Source organism: Nonomuraea sp. NPDC059194 (assembly GCF_042754765.1).
Classification (GTDB): domain Bacteria; phylum Actinomycetota; class Actinomycetes; order Streptosporangiales; family Streptosporangiaceae; genus Nonomuraea.
This window is the reverse complement of record NZ_JBHZBH010000018.1, coordinates 131283-146558: the sequence shown is the minus strand read 5'-3', so window position 1 is coordinate 146558 and position 15276 is coordinate 131283. Positions and strand designations below refer to the sequence as shown.

Sequence of the window (15276 nt, the reverse complement as noted above, 5' to 3'; positions counted from 1 at the left end):
CCTGAGCGGTCAGCCGTCCTCGACGAGGGCGAACAGCTCGTCGAGGGCAAGCGGCTCCACGCGCCTGTCGCCCAGCGCCTGCCGTACCCGGGACTCGATCCTGTCGACGTCGCCGCGCTCGGCGGCGGGCAGTGGCGCGCCGACGGCGCGGCGGGTGGCGGTGGCGGTGGCGAGCAGGTGGGCGGCGAGCTCGTGCCGCCCGGCCAGCGAATGCGCGCCTGCCAGCCCTTCGAGGGCGAGCGCGACGGCGCGCGGGTCGTCACTGGCGCGGGCGGCGGTGAGCCCCTGGAGATGGAGCGCGAGGGCGGTGGCGGCGTCGCCGCGCTGCTCGGCGACGAAGCCCAGCTCGGCCAGGACGAGGGCGGCGCCGGGCCGGGCGTCGATCAGGCGCATCCAGTCGAGCCAGGTGCGCAGGTGGGCCTCGGCCTCGTCCAGGTGTCCCTGGCGGCGGGCGGTGAGCGCCAGGCCGGTCTGGGCGAACTCCTCCGCCGGTTTGCTGGCCTGCTCGGCGGCCAGCCGTTTGGCGCGGGTGTGCAGCTCGCGGGAGCGTTCGTGGTCGCCGGTCAGCAGGGCGAGGCGGCCGAGCCCCGACAGCCGCCAGGAGATCTCGCCGGTGAGGCCGAGCTCCTCGACCAGGCGCAGGCTCTCGGTGCGCAGGGCGGTCGCGCGGGCGTAGTCGCCGGTGATCTCGGCGTGGGTGGCCAGCTGGTCGGCGGCACGGGCCTGCCCCCAGCGGTCGCCGAGCGCGCGGAAGAGGTCGAGCGCGGCCTGGGCGTCGGCGTGGAGGGCGGTGAGGTCTCCGGCGAGCAGCGCCCTGGCGGCGCGGGTGCTGAGGGCGGCGGCCGTGCCCCACCGGTCGCCGAGCTCGCCGAAGGAGGCGAGGGCGGTGTCGGCGAGGTGGGTGGCCTCGCCGATGCCCCGCTGGGCGAAGGCGAGGAACCACTGGGCGCGGGCCAGGCCCGCGGCGTCGTCATGAAAGGCGTCGTCGCGGAAGAGGGCGAGCGCGGCGCCGGGGTCGGCGGGTTCGCCCGACAGCAGGGTGAAGGCGGCCAGCCACGCGGCGGCGCGCGCGTTCGGCCCCCGCTGGAGCGCGTTGGCCAGGTGGCGGCGGGCCTCGGTGAGGCGTCCGCGCAGGAACCAGTACCAGGCGAGCGCGTCGACGAGCCGGTGGGCCAGGTCGGCGGGCGCGTGCTCGAGCGCGGCCCGCATGTTGGCGGCCTCCGCGTCGAGGACGGCCAGCCACTCCCGCTGGTCGGGGCCGCGCAGGCAGGGGTCGGCCCGCTCGGCGAGCGCGGTGTGGTAGGCCGCGTGACGTTCCCTGGTGGCGGCCGTCTCGCCCGCCTCTTCGAGGCGTTCGAGGCAGTACGTCTTGACCGTCTGCAGGAGCCGGTGGCGGGGGCCGGGCGTCAGCAGCGAGCGGTCGACGAGGCGGGCGAGGGTGTCGGCGAGGTCGACGCCGGGCTCGGCGCAGGTGTGCGCGGCGGCCTCCAGCGTGCACCCGTCAGCGTGTACGGCCAGGCGGCGCAGCACCGTCCGCTCCGGCCCGGTGAGCAGGTCCCAGCTCCAGTCGATGACGGCGCGAAGCGTGCGCTGCCGTGAGTGCGTGCCGCGCTGTTCGGTCGTGAGCAGGTGTTGGTCGAGCCGTTCGGCCAGGGCGTGGACGCCGAGCGTCCGCGCCCGGGTGGCGGCCAGCTCGATGGCCAGCGGGATGCCGTCGAGCCGGGGGACGAGAGCGGCCGCCTCGTCCGGGGTCAGGCCGGGGGCGAGGGTGGTGAGCAGCAGGGTCGCCGACTCCGTGTCGAGGGGCGGGACGGCGTAGGCGTGCTCGCCCGGGATGGCGAGCGGCTCCCTGCTGGTGGCCAGCACGCGCAGGCTCGGCACGTCGCGCAGCAGCCCGGCCGTCAGGGCGGCGGTCGGCTCGATGAGGTGTTCGCAGTTGTCCAGGACAAGCAGGGAGGTCCGCTGGGCGCGCAGCGCGGCGGCGAGATCGCTCTCGTCGCGCAGGCCGAACGCCTCGATGACGGCCTGCGCGGGGTCGCCGCTGTCGGCCAGCTCGACCAGTCGCGCGCCCGGATGGCCGCGCGCCGCCTCGACGGCCAGGCTGGTCTTGCCGACGCCCCCAGGACCCGTGAGGGTGACGAGCCTGAACCTGTCCAGGCTCGACCGCACGTGCCGCAGGGCGTGCTCGCGGCCGACCAGGTCGGTCAGCGCGGCGGGCAGCTGCGAGGGCGGCGGGTCGAGCGAGGGGTCCTGCCGGAGGATCGCCTCGTGGAGCGCGGTGAGCTCACGGCCGGGGTCGAGGCCGAGCTCGTCGGCCAGCAGCGCGCGGCCCTGGGCGTAGACGTCGAGGGCCTCGCCCTGGCGGCCCGCCCGGTAGAGGGCACGCATGTGAAGAGCGCGCAGCCGCTCGCGCAGCGGATGCTCGGCGACGAGCGCGGCCAGCTCGACCTGCACGCCGAGGGCCAGGTGGCGCTCGGCCTGATCCTCCAGCGCGGTCAGGCGCAGCTCCTCCAGGTGGGTGATGGTGGCGGCGGCGAAGACGGCGTCGGCGAAGTCGGCCAGCGCGGGCCCCCGCCACAGGCCGAGCGCCTCGTCGAGGCGGCCTTCGGCGACGAGCGCGCGGAAGCGGGCGGCGTCGAGGTCGGCGGCGTGCAGCACGTAGCCGGGAGCCTGGGAGACGACCAGGTCGCGGGCGCCCGGCTCGGCGGTGTCGAGGGCGCGGCGCAGGTGCCAGACCCGAGTCTGCAGCGCGGCGGGCGCGTCGGCGGGCGGCTCGTCGCCCCAGAGGTCGTCGATGAGGCGGTCGGCGGGCACGACCTGGCCCTCGTGGGCGAGCAGATCGGCCAGCAGGGTGCGGACCTTGCGCTCGCGGACGCGGACGGTCCTGCCGTCGTCGGTATGGACCTCCAGGGGGCCGAGGATCGCGAAGCGCATGCCCGACACCGTATCGAGAGCGGATCGAGAGCGCGTCTCCGCAGGATGGTGGACATGAGTTCAGTAACGGTGATCGGGCTTGGCCTGATGGGAAAGGCGCTCGCGGGCGCGTTCGTGGGTGCGGGACATCGGACGACGGTGTGGAACCGTACGCCGGGCAAGAACGTGGCGGGCGCGCAGCACGCGGAGAGCGTGGCGGCGGCGGTCGGGGCGGCCGACCTCGTGGTGGCGTGCCTGGTGAACAACGACGCGGTGCACCAGGTGCTGGCACAGGCGGGCTCGCTGGCGGGGAAGGTGCTGGTCAACCTGACCAACGGCACGCCCTCGCAGGCCCGCGAGGTGGCGGCGAGCGTGGCCGAGCTGGGCGGCCGCTACGTTGACGGCGGGATCATGGCGGTGCCGCAGATGATCGCGGGCCCCGGCGCGCTGGTGCTCTACAGCGGCTCGCAGGAGGCGTTCGCCGAGCACAGGGCGACGCTGGAGACGCTGGCCGAGGCGCGGTTCATGGGCGCCGACGCGGGCGCCGCGGCGCTGTACGACCTGGCGTTGCTCAGCGGCATGTACGGCATGTTCGGCGGCATCTACCACGCGTTCGCGATGGTGCGGGCGGCGGGCGGAGACGTGCGGGAGTTCGCTCCCATGCTGACCGCATGGCTGTCGGCGATGATGGCGGCTACGCCGGAGGCGGCCGAGGAGATCGTCTCCGGCGAGTACGCCACCGAGGTGTCGGCGCTGGCGATGAACCAGCTCGCCCTGCCCAACTTCATCGACGCCAGCAAGGAGCTGGGCCTGCGGCCCGACGTGCTGCTGCCGATCCAGCGGCTGATCGACCGGGCGGTCGAGGCCGGCCACGGCGGCGACAGCCTGACCAGGCTGGTGGAGATGATCAAGGAGTAGAGGTACGGCGGGGCAGCCGGCTCGCTGCCCCGCCGTGCTGGGGACTTTCGGGGCGTTACGGCTCAGCCGACGCAGCCGTTGACCGGCGGTGTGCTGCCGAGGCAGTTGTTGGGCGTGTTGGCGACCACGACGCTCCTGGTCAGGGTGGTGGTGCCGACGCTGTTGAAGACGCCGCCCGCGGTCGTGTTCGCGACGTTCCCGACGATGATGGAGGTGTTGATGGTCGCGGTCGCGGTCGGCTGGCTGGGGGCGTTGAAGTTGGCCACCCCGCCGCCACGGTTGGCGGTGTTGGCGTAGAAGGTGGAGTTGACGATCGTCACTGACCGGTCGTTGGCGAGCCCGCCGCCGTCACCGCCGGCCTTGTTGCCGATGAACTGGCTGGCCCTGACGGTCAGCGTGCCGTCGTTGGCCAGCCCGCCGCCGTTGACGTTGGCCTTGTTGTTGTTGATGGCCGTGGCCTGGATCATGCCGGTGGTCCCGAAGTCGAAGCCCAGGCCGCCGGAGAAGTTGCCCTCGTTGCCCGTCACCGCTGAGCCGTTCATGGTGAGTGAACCGCTGGGACCGCCCACGCCGATGCCGCCGCCGAACCCGGTCGCGGTGTTTTCGCTGATCGAGCTGCCGTTGGCGGAGGTGCTGCCGGCGGTGAAGATGCCGCCGCCGTTGCGGGCGGTGTTCTCCCTGATGCTGCTGCCCCTCACGTCGAGGCGGCCGCCCGCGTCGACGAGGACGGCGCCGCCGTCCGCGGAGGCATTGAGGTCGCCCTTGCGCAGCGTGATCCCCCTGAGGGTGAGCCTGGCGCCGGGAGCCACTTCGAACAGGCGGAACAGATCGGCGCTCTGGCGCTCGATGGTGGCGAAGTTGCCGTTGATCGTGACGTTGTTCGTGATCACGGGCAGCCCGTTGACGCCGTCGTGAGCCGCGGTAAGGGTGTAGACGCACTTCCGGCTCAGGTCGAGGGTGCCGCCGCTCATGTTGGCCGCCACGATGGCGGCCTTCAGCGCGGGAACGTCGCAGGCGACGGGTGCGGCCTCCGCCCGGGCAGGCATGGTGGCCAGCCCCAGGGCCAGCCCGGTGGTCGCGAATACGGCGCACGCTTTCGACGCGAATCGCATATGGAACTCCTGATGTCATGGGGAAGCCTGGTCGGCTACCACCCGGTGGGACAGGAGCCGGGCGGCCGGACTCCCGGTCACACCCCATGCCTCGCAGGTCGAGGCGCCACTTGAGCACATCCCGATGGCCGGCGATGGCCGTCCCGATGCGTGCGCGATGCCGCCCGGCGGGCAGACCAGAGAGCCGACCCGGCTCCGTCACTCAACGTAATCGCAACCATGCGGAAAGTGACGAAACGGCGCGCGCAGATAACGAACGTCCTGCTGGAGCCACTCTCCGGCGGACGAACCAGTCGCTCTATGTCAGGAGCTCGACGAGCAGGTCGACGTACGGCTGCGCCGCTCCCCGGTGGCGGCGAGAGGTCAGGACCCCTCGCCGTACTCCTTCGAGCGGCCCTTTACCATGGACGCCAGCCGTGCGACCGGCCTGGGTTTCGTCTTCTCCCAGGTCGGCGACTGGCTGCCCGGCGTCATCGAGGAGGTTGTCACATGCGCGGCCGTCTGATCGGCGACGTGGAGGTCGGGGCCGTCGGCCTGGGCGCGATGCCGCTGTCCATCGAGGGCCGCCCCGACGAGGCCCGCGCGATCGCCACCGTCCAGGCCGCCCTCGACGCGGGCGTCACGCTCTTCGACACCGCCGACTCCTACCACTGGCACGCCGACGAGGTCGGCCACAACGAACTCCTGCTGGCCCGCGCCACCCGCGGCCACGACGTGCTGATCGCCACCAAGGGCGGCCGCGGCCGCCCCGGCGACGGCTCGTGGACCGTCAACGGCGATCCCCGCCACCTCAGGCGGGCCTGCGAGGGGTCGCTCGAACGGCTCGGCGTCGAGGCCATCGGCCTCTACCAGCTGCACAAGCCCGATCCTCAGGTGCCCTTCGCCGAGTCCGTCGGCGCGCTGCGCGACCTGCTCGACGAGGGCAAGATCCTGATGGCCGGGGTCTCGAACGTCGACGCCGATCAGATCCTGCTGGCGCACCGTGAGCTCGGCGACCGCCTGGTCTCCGTCCAGAACCGGTTCTCGCCGGCCGTCCTGGAGAGCGGGCGCGAGCTGCGGCTCTGCGCCGAGCTCGGCATCGCCTTCCTGCCGTGGAGCCCGCTGGGCGGCATCTCGCGCAGCGCGCTGGAGGAGGAGGGTCCCACCGGTGAGACGCCCTTCCACACCATCGCCAAGGAGCGCGGGGTGAGCCCGCAGCAGGTCTGCCTGGCCTGGCACCTGTCACTGTCGCCGCGGGTCCTCCCGATCCCCGGAGCCAGCCGTCCCGGCTCGATCGCCGACTCCGCCGCGGCGGCGGACCTGGAGCTCGGCGCGGACGAGCTGGCCATACTGCCGCAACTCAGCTGACGTACTGGTCGACGTACTCGCCCACGGGCGGGATGTTGGTGATGACGTCGACGAGCACGCCGTTGGGGTCGGCGACGATGAAGTGGCGCTGGCCGAAGTCCTCGGTGCGGATCTCCAGCTCGGCGCGCAGGCCGCCCTGCACGACGAGGCGCTCCCATTCGGCGTCGACGTCGTCGACTTCGAAATTGAGAATCAGGCCCCGGACGGGGGTGTCGCGAAAGCCGGCGGGGATGGTCGGGTGGGCGGGGTCGAGCAGCGCCAGCTCATGCGCCTCGCGGCGCAGGCTGATGTACCAGTCGGCCTCGAAGGTGATCTCGAAGCCGAACAGGCCGGTGTAGAAGTCGCGCGACTCCTGGAGGCGGTTGGTGCAGATGACCGGGTAGAAGCTGCTGATCTTCATGGCGGTGCCCCTTTTCGCATACCGTTAGTATGTGGAGCACGATAGTTCGCATACCGGCGGTATGTCAAAGGGGTGCGAGAGATGACGGCGCAGAACGTCAGGGCGGCGCAACGCGAGCAGACCAGGCTTACCCTGCTGCGGGAGAGCAGGCGGCTGTTCGCCTCCCGCGGCTACCCGGCCGTCGGTCTGTCGGAGATCGTGCGCGCCGCCGGCGTCACCAAGGGCGCGCTCTACCACCACTTCGACAGCAAGGCCGAGCTGTTCCGCGCGGTGCTCGAACAGGTGCAGCAGGAGGTGGGCGAGCGCGTGGCCGCCACCGCCGACGCCGAGGACGACCCGTGGAAGCAGCTCGTGGCCGGGTGCCAGGCCTTCCTCGCCGCCAGCGCCGACCCCGACGCGCAGCAGATCATGCTCGTCGACGGGCCCGCCGTGCTCGGCTGGAACGAGTGGCGGGCGCTGGACGAGGCCGCCTCGGCCCGTCACCTGTCCGAGGCGCTGGCCGGGTTGATGGCGGCGGGGGTGATCGCCGCGCAGCCGGTCGCGCCGCTGACCAGGCTGCTGTCGGGCGCGATGAACGAGGCGGCGCTGTGGCTGGCCTCCACCGCCGACCCCCGTGACCTGGCCGACACCCAGGCCGCGCTGTCGCGCCTGCTGGAGTCGCTGCGCGCGTGACTGCCTGGGTCGGATCCCGCTCCTCTGCCCGGCTCCTCCGCCCTGCCCCGCTCCGACGCGTCGCGACCGGGCGGGCGAGCCGACCTCCGCCCCGCTCCTCCGCCCCGCTCCGACGTGTCCGCGACCGTGGCGCGTGAACCGGCCTCCGCTCCCACTCCCTCACGCCCGCGACCGGGCGGGCGAGCCGACCTCCGGCTCGCTCCTCCGTGCGGCTCCTCCGTGCGGCTCCTCTGCCCGGCTCCTCTGCCCGGCTCCTCTGCCCGGCTCCTCTGCCCGGCTCCTCTGCCCGGCTCCTCTGCGCCGCTTCGGCGCGCCGCGACGGCGGGCTGCGCGTTCGCGGGTGGGGGCGCCTCGATGTGGGGCGTGGTGGCGTGCGCCGGACTGGGGTAGGGGGACGGCGGGGGAGAGGAGGCGGCATGCCACGCCCTGACCTTCTTGTGATCATCCAGGTGCGGACCAACCTCGGCCTGGTTCCCGGCGTCGAACGGCTCGGCGGCGCGCTGCTCGACGCGGGCCTCGCCGAGTCGATCGGCGCGAGCCTCGGGGCGGTGGTGGAGGCGCCGCCGTACTCGCCGGAGCGCACGCACCCGAGCCGGCTGCTCAACGCCGACGCGATGGCCGACGTCGCGCTGCGCCAGGCCGAGGTCGTGGCGGACGCGCTCGAAGCGGGTGAATTCCCCGTGGTGCTCGGCGGTGACGACAGCGTCATCTTCGGCAGCCTGCTCGCGCTGCGCCGCAAAGGGTCGCACGGGCTGGTGTTCCTCGACGCGCACACCGACTTCTATCCGCCCGAGCAGTCGCCGACCGGTGAGGCGTCCGACTCCGAGCTGTACCTCGCGTTCGGCAACGGCACGGACCTCATCGCCGACCTGGACGGCTCGCGGCCGCTCGTCCCGAGCCGCGCCGCGGCGGTGATCGGCCACCGCGACCCGGACGAGCAGCGCGACACCGGCGCGGCGTTGCGCGCCACCGACGCCCTCGTCGTCTCCTTCGCCGAGATGCGCGGGGCAGGAGCGGAGGGTACGGCGAGGCGGGCGCTGGCCCACCTGGACGGCGCAGGTGTCGAGAGGTTCCTCGTCCATGTCGACGCCGACGTGCTCGACGACGAGCTGATGCCGGCGGTCGACTACCGGCTGCCCGGCGGATTCACCAGGCGGGAGTTCGCCGTCCTGGCGGGAACGCTGCTGGCCGACGAGCGGGCTGCGGGCCTCGACGTGACGATCTACAACCCGGCGCTCGACCCCGATCGGCGCGCCCAGCACAACCTCGCGGGATGCCTGGCCGACGCGTTCGCCCACGCCGGCACCCTGCCACCGCGCTAGCCCCGGATGCCGGGGCGCAGTGCGGCGACGAAGGCGGTGAGCAGGCGGGCGAACTCGCGGCGGTCCTGCTCGGACCACTCGCGCATCGCGTCGCCGAACACCTGGCGGCGCCACCTGTGCACCTGGTCAGCCTGCTCGACGCCCCGCGCGGTGAGTTCCAGCGTGCTGCGCCTGCCGTCGGCCGGGTCGGCGATCCTGCGCAGCAGCCCCTCCTCGACGGCCCTGGCGACCAGGCGGCTGGCGCGCGGCTGGTCGACGCCGAGCCGGTCGGCGATCGAGGAGACGGTGGCGCCCGGCTCTTCCTCCACCGCGTCGACCACCCCGAACAGCGCCGGATCGAGACCGCCCCCGCCAAGTCTGTGCAGGCTACGACGGCTCTGGCGGCGGCGGATCTCCACCATGGCGCGCTCGACGGCGGCGACTGGCTCTTCCATGCTTGCCATTCTACATGTATTTGTACATATAGTTGTCATAAGACATGTACGAGTGGAGGACACATGCGGAACGTGGACCGGCCCATCGGCTACTGGGTCAAACATCTGCACGAGCTGATCGAGGGCTCGCTGGACGACCTGCTCGCGGTGGAAGGGGTGACACGGCGGCACTGGCAGGTGATGAACGTCCTGGCCAGGCGGGCGCGCTCGGTGGCCGACCTCGACGCCGAGCTCAGCCCTTTCCTCAGCGACGAGGAGCCGTCGCTGCGGCCGTACGTCGAACAGCTGCGCGAGAAGGGCTGGCTGGAGACGGGCGAGCCGGTCGCCCTCACCGAGGAGGGACGGCGGGCCCACGCGGTCCTGCTCGACCGCATCTCGGCCGGCCGTACGAAAGTGACCGAGGGGATCGACCCCGAGGAGTACACCTCCACCATCGACGTCCTGACCAGGATGTCGGCGAACCTGGGCGGCTGAGGAACGAGAGGCACGGGCCGCTCTTATCGACCGCCCTGCGCGCGTTCGAGTGCGGCGTGGTTGGCGCGGCAGGTGGCGAGCACGGGATGGTCGGGCGCGACGGCGCCCTCCAGGATCGCGATGGCACGGTGATAGAGCGCCGCGGCCTCCGCCCGGTCGCCCTGATCCTCTCTGAGCAGCGCCAGATTGTTGAGCGTCGGAGCCAGCTCCGGATGCACGGCGCCGAGCGTCCGCCCCTTGATGGCCAGGGAGCGCCGGTAGAGCTGCTCGGCCCTGGCCAGCTCGCCGCGCCGGTAGGCGATCGCGGCCAGGTTGTTGCAGGTGACGGCGATGTCGTGGTGGTCGTCACCGTAGACGCGGGTGAAGACCGCCAGCGCCTGCAGCAGCAGCGTCTCAGCCTCCTCGTGCCGGCCGAGGGCGTCCAGGATCGCGGCCAGGGCGGCACGGTCGGCGGCGGCCACGGGATGATCGGCGCCGAGGGCGTTCTCGCTCAACGCCAGTGAACGGCGGGCGTGCGGTTCGGCGGCGGCGAAGTCGCCTCTGGCGTGGGCGAGCCCGCCGAGGTTGTGGTGGACGGCGGCCAGGTCGAGGTGGTGGGGGAGCAGCGCCTGCTCCAGCAGCGCGAGGACCTTGAGGTAGAGCTGTTCGGCCTCGGCGAAGCGGCCGCTGTGTTTGAACGTCACGGCCAGTTCGTTGAGCAGGTTGGCCAGCTCGGGAGGCTCCGGCCCCGGCAGCCGTTCGGCGCGGGCGATGGCCGCGCGCAGGAGCCGTTCGGCGCGCTCGTAGTCGCCTCCGCTGCGGTGGACGGCGGCGAGCTCGGCCTGGAGGTTCAGCAGCAGCCGGGTCTGTTCGGCCGTGGGCTGTCCCTGTTCGGCCAGCGCGAGCCCCCTGTCGAGGGTGTCGGCGGCCCGCGTCAGGTCACCGAGGTGCCGCCGCAGCCCGCCTTCCATCAGCAGGACCCCGGCCAGCGCCGCGGCCGTGCCGCCTTCGGTCAGCAACGTACGCGCCTGGACGGCGTGCTCCAACGCGGCGGAGTAGTCGCCGGCGTTCCTGTGCCGGGCGGCTTCGGTCAGGTAGTCGATGACGGTGTGCTCGGTTGCCATGAGTCGTGGCGCTTTCAGGCGCGGGCCAGGACGGTCTCGTTGTGGTTGAGAATCAGCTTGCCCGACCTGTCGGGCCTGGGTCTGGCCACAGCGGCGTCGGCCGTAGCGGCATCGGCCGTAGCGGCGTCGGCCACAGCGGCGTCCGCCACAGGGGCGTCGGCCGTAGCGGCGTCGGCCGAGCCTGCGGTGGCCGCTGCCGCGCCGGTGGACAGCGACAGCAGGAGCGTGAGCAGTCCCGCTGCCAGCCGCCGTCTGGTCTCGGTCCGCGGCTCGCTGTCGTGTGCGGACATGTGCGTCTCCGTTCACCGGTTGATGCGAGCTTTGTACTCGATTCCGGTTACAAATCCCTTTCATCCGACTTGACTGGCCCAGAAAACATCAGGCCGCCGCCTCCTCGGGAAGCAGGTGGCCGAGCAGGAGCTTGATCAGCAGGACGGGCGCGAACCAGGCCAGCGCGCCGGGCACCGCCACCGCCGTGGTCCAGACGAGCGCGAGCGCGGTGGCGGCGAACGCGGCGGGTCTGCGGAGCGGCAGCGGGGCCGCCGTCACCGCCAGCGCCGCCGCCAGCGCCGAGGCGTAGATCACGGCCGCCGCCGTCCAGGTGAACCCCGGCACCGCCCAGGCCAGGACGAAGGGCTGCACGTGGACCGCCACGAAACCCACGTGGTGCCTGGCCGTACGGCCCCGGCGGTGGAAGCGGAGCTTGGCGGCGTGGGTGGCGTTGACGACGGCTCCGCCGTACAGGTCGAAGGCGATGACCGCGATCACCGCGACGGCCGGCGCCGGAAGCGCCGCGGTCAGCGCGAGCGCCACCGACAGCGCGCCGCCCGCGAAGGCTGTGCCGAACGACAGCACGGCCTCGCCCCTGGTGGCGCCGGGGGCGATCAGGTGTTCGGTGAGCGTCATGCCCTGATTCCTTCCACACAGACGTCGATGACGGGGCCGGCCAGGTCGGCGATCGGCAGTTCGGGGTCGACGAGCCACTGCAGCAGGCAGCCCTCGACGGCGGCGACGACGACCACGGCGTGTTCGGGGCCGATGCCCGCGCGCAGGGCCCCCTCCTCGCGCGCCTGGCGTAGCAGGTTCTCGATGACGGCGCGGTAGTCGCGGTAGACGGCGGCCATGTCGAGCGGCTGCCCCGACGCCCACAGGTCCACCAGGACGCGGGCGTGGTCGGGGTGGGCGGCCAGCATCGCGACGATCCGCCGCACCAGCGTCGCGAGCCGGTCGAGCGCGGGACCGGATCCCAGGTCGGCGAGCACGTCGGCGGCGAGGGCGGCGTAGGACTCGAAGGCGGCCTTCAGCAGGGCGTCTCGGCTGTCGAAGGAGAGGTAGACGCTGCCTTTGGCGATGCCCGCCTCCGCGGCGACGTCGTCGATGCGCGAGGCGGCGAAGCCCTTGCGCGCGAACACCCGCACCGCGGCCGCGAGGACTTCCTCGCGGCGCGCGCCGTGGTCGATTCTCTTGGGCATGGGCTTATTATGAATGACCGGTCAGTCATTTATCAAGTGGGTGGCGATCGCCTCCCACGCCTGCCGGGGCAGCACGTGACCCGCGCCCGGCACGGCCAGCAGGCGGGCCGACGGGATCTCCCTGGCCAGCGCCTCACCGTTGCCGATCGGGAAGAACGGGTCGGCCTCACCGTGGACGACCAGCGTGGGCACGCTGATCTCACCCAGCCGCTCGCGCCATCGCGCGCCGTGGTCGACGTAGGCGAGGTTGACCGTGGCGGCGAGCGGGTCGCGGTGGCGCTCGGCCCTTCTCCTGGCCGCGTCCTCGTCGAAGGGACCGGCACCCGCCATGATCCGCTCGAAGCCGACCAGGTGCTCGACCACCGCCCGGCGGTCCGACCAGTCGAGACCGTTCTTCACGTAGGCCATCACGTGCTCGGCGTGCTCGGGCAGGTCGGGGTCGGCGGGCCCCGGCGCGGTGGGCCTGGTGGCGATCAGCGTGAGGGAGGCGACGAGAGCGGGGTGGTCGAGGGCGAGCAACTGCGCGATCCAGCCGCCCGTGGAGAGCCCGGCCACGTGCGCCCGGCGCGCGCCGAACGCGGCGGGCAGCGCCGCCGCGTCGGCCACCAGATCCCGCAGCGTGTACGGCGGAGCCTGCGCGGCGGAGACGGCCGACCGGCCGCAGTCGCGCGGGTCGTACCTGATGACGAACCCGCCGAGCCCGCGGCAGAACTCCTCGGGCCACCACAGCAGGGAGGGGCCGATCAGCAGGATGGCGGGGTCGGCGGGCTCGCCGAAGGTCTCCACGGCGAGCCGCACCCCATTGACGTCCATCGTTGTGGTGTTCATGCCCCACCGACGAACGAGACGGGCCGGGACCGACAGAGGTCAGCGGAAAATCTCCGCCAGCCGTCCGCGCAGGTAGCGGCGGTCGGCCTCCTCACCCGCCAGCGCGATCGCCCGGCGATAGGCCTCGGCCGCCTCGGCCGGCCGGTCGAGGCGGCGCAGCAGGTCGGCGCGGGTGGCGTGCAGCAGGTGGTAGCCGTCGAGGCCGGTGAGCGTGCCGACCAGGCCGAGACCCGCCTGCGGGCCCTCGACCATGGCGAGCGCCACCGCCCTGTTGAGCTCCACCACGGGGGAGGGCAGCAGGCGCGCCAGCGTGCCGTACAGCAGGAGGATCTGCCTCCAGTCGGTCTCCTCGGCGGTGGCGGCGGTGGCGTGGCAGGCCGCGATGGCGGCCTGGAGTTGGTACGGCCCGGGGCGGCCGCGCTCCAGGCACGAGTCGAGGACGGCCACGCCCTCGTCGATCTGGGCGCGGTCCCACCGGCTGCGGTCCTGGCGGTCGAGCGTGACGAGCACGCCCTCGCCGTCGAGCCTGGCCGTCCGCCTGGCGTCGTGCAGCAGCATCAGGGCCAGAAACCCGCCCGCCTCAGGCTCCTCGGGCAGGAGCGCGGCCAGCAGCCTGGCCAGCCCGATGGCCTCGTCGCACAGCCCGTGCGCGGTGTAACCCTGGTTGAACAGCAGATACAGCACGCCCAGGACGGCGTCGAGCCGTTCGGGCAGCAGTTCGGGGGGCGGCACGGCGAACGGGATCGCCGCGTCCCTGATCCTGCGCTTGGCCCTGACCAGTCGCTGCGACATCGTGGGCTCCGGCACCAGGAAGGCCCGGGCGATCTCCTCGGTGCCGAGCCCCGTCAGGGTGCGCAGGGTGAGCGCGACCTGCGCCTCGAAGGACAGCGCCGGATGACAGCAGGTGAACATCAGCCGCAGTCTGTCGTCGGGGAAGTCGTCCACCTCCGGCTGCGGTCCGGGCGCGGTCGCGGCCAGCTCGCGGAGCTTGGCGGCGCCGACGGCCTGCCTGCGCAGGCGGTCGGTGGCCCGGTTGCGGGCCGTGACGGTCAGCCACGCGCCCGGCCTGTCGGGGACGCCTTCCCCCGGCCAGCGTTCCATGGCCGCGGCGAAGGCGTCCTGGGCGCACTCCTCCGCCAGGTCCCAGTCGCCCGTCACCCGAATCAGGGTGGCGACGACCTGCGCCCACTCCGCGCGGAAGACCTCCTCGATCACGGTCCGCCGCGCGGTGTCACCCGCGCCCGTCATGGCTCCCAGACGGGCCTGATCTCGATCTGGCCGAAGCGGGCGGACGGGTGCTTGGCGGCGATCTCGACGGCCTCCTCCAGATCGGCGCACTCGATGACGACGAAGCCGCCGATCTGGTCCTTGGTCTCGGCGAACGGCCCGTCCGTCCGCAGCAGACGGCCCTCACGCACCCGCACGGTGGTGGCCTCCGAGCTGGGCCGCAGCCCCGCCCCGCCGCGCACCACGCCCCGCGCCTCCATCTCCTCGCTCCAGCCGCCGCAGCCCGCCCGCTGCTGGCTTTCGAGGACCTCGGGCGGCGCGGAGACGTCGGAACCGATCATCAGCACGTACTTCACGCCCTCGAGCTTACTTTCCGGCACCGACAACCCTCCAAGGAATCTACATTGTAAAGGCGCTAGCCTGAGTCGGTGGCCCTTCCCTACCTCACCCTGAAAACCCCCGCCGAGCACGAGACCGAGGTCAAGAGGTCACGCTTCATCTGCGCCATGGCGCCGGCGGAGAGCGTGGAGGCGGCCACCGCGTTCATCGCCGAGCGGCGCAGGCTGCACCCCGGCGCGACCCACAACTGCACCGCCTACGTCATCGGCCAGCGGCTGCAGAAGGGCGACGACGACGGCGAGCCGGGCGGCACCGCGGGCACGCCGATGGTGCAGGCGCTGGTGGGGCGCGGTTTCAACGACGTGGTCGCGGTGGTGACCCGCTACTTCGGCGGCGTGCTGCTCGGCGCGGGCGGCCTGGTCAGAGCGTACGGCTCGGCGGTGACCGAGACCCTCGACCGGGTGGAGCCCGTGCGGATGGTGCCCGCCAAGCTCGTGCGCGTGGCGGTCGGGCACGAGCAGGCCGGGCGGCTGGAGAACGACCTTCGCGCGTCGCCGTACCCGGTGCGGGAGGTGGGCTACGGGGCCGAGGTGTCGTTCTCGGTGGCGGTGGGGGAGGACCAGGTGGCCTCCTTCACCGACTGGGTGGCCACGCTGACCGCCGGTCGGGCCGCGGTCGCGGTCGAGGCGGCGATCCACGTCCCCGAAGAGTGAGG

The 15276-nt window shown here is 72.9% G+C and carries 17 protein-coding genes; 6 read left to right on the top strand and 11 right to left on the bottom strand.

Annotated elements, in window-relative coordinates; genetic code table 11:
- Positions 1 to 9 precede the first annotated feature (9 nt).
- Entirely contained in the window at positions 10 to 2934 is a 2925-nt protein-coding gene (locus tag ACFXJ8_RS22695; RefSeq protein ID WP_379645919.1) for a BTAD domain-containing putative transcriptional regulator, read from the bottom strand.
- A gap of 54 nt (positions 2935 to 2988) precedes the next feature.
- On the opposite strand from ACFXJ8_RS22695, the gene ACFXJ8_RS22690 reads away from it, so the two are divergent.
- On the top strand, positions 2989 to 3831 hold the full coding sequence (locus tag ACFXJ8_RS22690; RefSeq protein WP_379645918.1) for an NAD(P)-dependent oxidoreductase: 843 nt from the start codon (positions 2989 to 2991) through the stop codon (positions 3829 to 3831).
- A gap of 62 nt (positions 3832 to 3893) precedes the next feature.
- Here ACFXJ8_RS22690 and ACFXJ8_RS22685 read toward each other — a convergent pair whose 3' ends face one another.
- Entirely contained in the window at positions 3894 to 4943 is a 1050-nt protein-coding gene (locus tag ACFXJ8_RS22685; RefSeq protein ID WP_379645917.1) for a hypothetical protein, read from the bottom strand.
- A gap of 489 nt (positions 4944 to 5432) precedes the next feature.
- On the opposite strand from ACFXJ8_RS22685, the gene ACFXJ8_RS22680 reads away from it, so the two are divergent.
- Positions 5433 to 6290, top strand: a complete 858-nt coding sequence (locus tag ACFXJ8_RS22680; protein WP_379645916.1) for an aldo/keto reductase — start codon at positions 5433 to 5435, stop codon at positions 6288 to 6290.
- Here the strand turns inward: ACFXJ8_RS22680 and ACFXJ8_RS22675 are convergent.
- A complete protein-coding gene (locus ACFXJ8_RS22675) occupies positions 6283 to 6690 on the bottom strand; it encodes a VOC family protein (protein ID WP_379645915.1) in 408 nt (135 codons plus the stop codon). The genes ACFXJ8_RS22680 and ACFXJ8_RS22675 overlap by 8 nt on opposite strands.
- An 81-nt stretch (positions 6691 to 6771) precedes the next feature.
- On the opposite strand from ACFXJ8_RS22675, the gene ACFXJ8_RS22670 reads away from it, so the two are divergent.
- Positions 6772 to 7362 (top strand): TetR/AcrR family transcriptional regulator, encoded by a 591-nt coding sequence (locus ACFXJ8_RS22670; protein ID WP_379645914.1) that lies wholly within the window; start codon positions 6772 to 6774, stop codon positions 7360 to 7362.
- 416 nt (positions 7363 to 7778) lie between these two features.
- Positions 7779 to 8684, top strand: coding sequence for an arginase family protein (locus tag ACFXJ8_RS22665; protein WP_379645913.1), 906 nt, complete (start codon positions 7779 to 7781; stop codon positions 8682 to 8684).
- Here the strand turns inward: ACFXJ8_RS22665 and ACFXJ8_RS22660 are convergent.
- A complete protein-coding gene (locus tag ACFXJ8_RS22660) occupies positions 8681 to 9118 on the bottom strand; it encodes a MarR family winged helix-turn-helix transcriptional regulator (protein ID WP_379645912.1) in 438 nt (145 codons plus the stop codon). The genes ACFXJ8_RS22665 and ACFXJ8_RS22660 overlap by 4 nt on opposite strands.
- A 63-nt stretch (positions 9119 to 9181) precedes the next feature.
- Between ACFXJ8_RS22660 and ACFXJ8_RS22655 the strand changes: the two genes are divergently transcribed.
- The gene (locus ACFXJ8_RS22655; protein WP_379645911.1) at positions 9182 to 9592 is read left to right on the top strand and encodes a MarR family winged helix-turn-helix transcriptional regulator; all 411 of its coding nucleotides are present in this window, start codon (positions 9182 to 9184) and stop codon (positions 9590 to 9592) included.
- A 23-nt stretch (positions 9593 to 9615) separates the two neighbouring features.
- Here ACFXJ8_RS22655 and ACFXJ8_RS22650 read toward each other — a convergent pair whose 3' ends face one another.
- From ACFXJ8_RS22650 to ACFXJ8_RS22620, 7 genes are all read right to left on the bottom strand, one after another.
- Positions 9616 to 10695 (bottom strand): tetratricopeptide repeat protein, encoded by a 1080-nt coding sequence (locus ACFXJ8_RS22650; RefSeq protein ID WP_379645910.1) that lies wholly within the window; start codon positions 10693 to 10695, stop codon positions 9616 to 9618.
- A 14-nt stretch (positions 10696 to 10709) separates the two neighbouring features.
- Positions 10710 to 10985, bottom strand: coding sequence for a hypothetical protein (locus tag ACFXJ8_RS22645; protein ID WP_379645909.1), 276 nt, complete (start codon positions 10983 to 10985; stop codon positions 10710 to 10712).
- 88 nt (positions 10986 to 11073) lie between these two features.
- Positions 11074 to 11601 (bottom strand): hypothetical protein, encoded by a 528-nt coding sequence (locus ACFXJ8_RS22640; protein ID WP_379645908.1) that lies wholly within the window; start codon positions 11599 to 11601, stop codon positions 11074 to 11076.
- Entirely contained in the window at positions 11598 to 12167 is a 570-nt protein-coding gene (locus tag ACFXJ8_RS22635; protein ID WP_379645907.1) for a TetR/AcrR family transcriptional regulator, read from the bottom strand. Before ACFXJ8_RS22635 ends, ACFXJ8_RS22640 begins: the two co-directional genes overlap by 4 nt.
- Positions 12168 to 12188: 21 nt before the next feature.
- Positions 12189 to 12995, bottom strand: coding sequence for an alpha/beta fold hydrolase (locus ACFXJ8_RS22630; protein ID WP_379645906.1), 807 nt, complete (start codon positions 12993 to 12995; stop codon positions 12189 to 12191).
- 39 nt (positions 12996 to 13034) lie between these two features.
- On the bottom strand, positions 13035 to 14243 hold the full coding sequence (locus tag ACFXJ8_RS22625; protein ID WP_379645905.1) for an RNA polymerase sigma factor: 1209 nt from the start codon (positions 14241 to 14243) through the stop codon (positions 13035 to 13037).
- Complete coding sequence (locus ACFXJ8_RS22620) at positions 14240 to 14578, bottom strand: YciI family protein (RefSeq protein ID WP_379645904.1); 339 nt, start codon at positions 14576 to 14578, stop codon at positions 14240 to 14242. The genes ACFXJ8_RS22625 and ACFXJ8_RS22620 overlap by 4 nt, the downstream gene beginning before the upstream one ends.
- A gap of 72 nt (positions 14579 to 14650) precedes the next feature.
- Between ACFXJ8_RS22620 and ACFXJ8_RS22615 the strand changes: the two genes are divergently transcribed.
- On the top strand, positions 14651 to 15274 hold the full coding sequence (locus ACFXJ8_RS22615; protein ID WP_379645903.1) for a YigZ family protein: 624 nt from the start codon (positions 14651 to 14653) through the stop codon (positions 15272 to 15274).
- Positions 15275 to 15276: the final 2 nt, after the last annotated feature.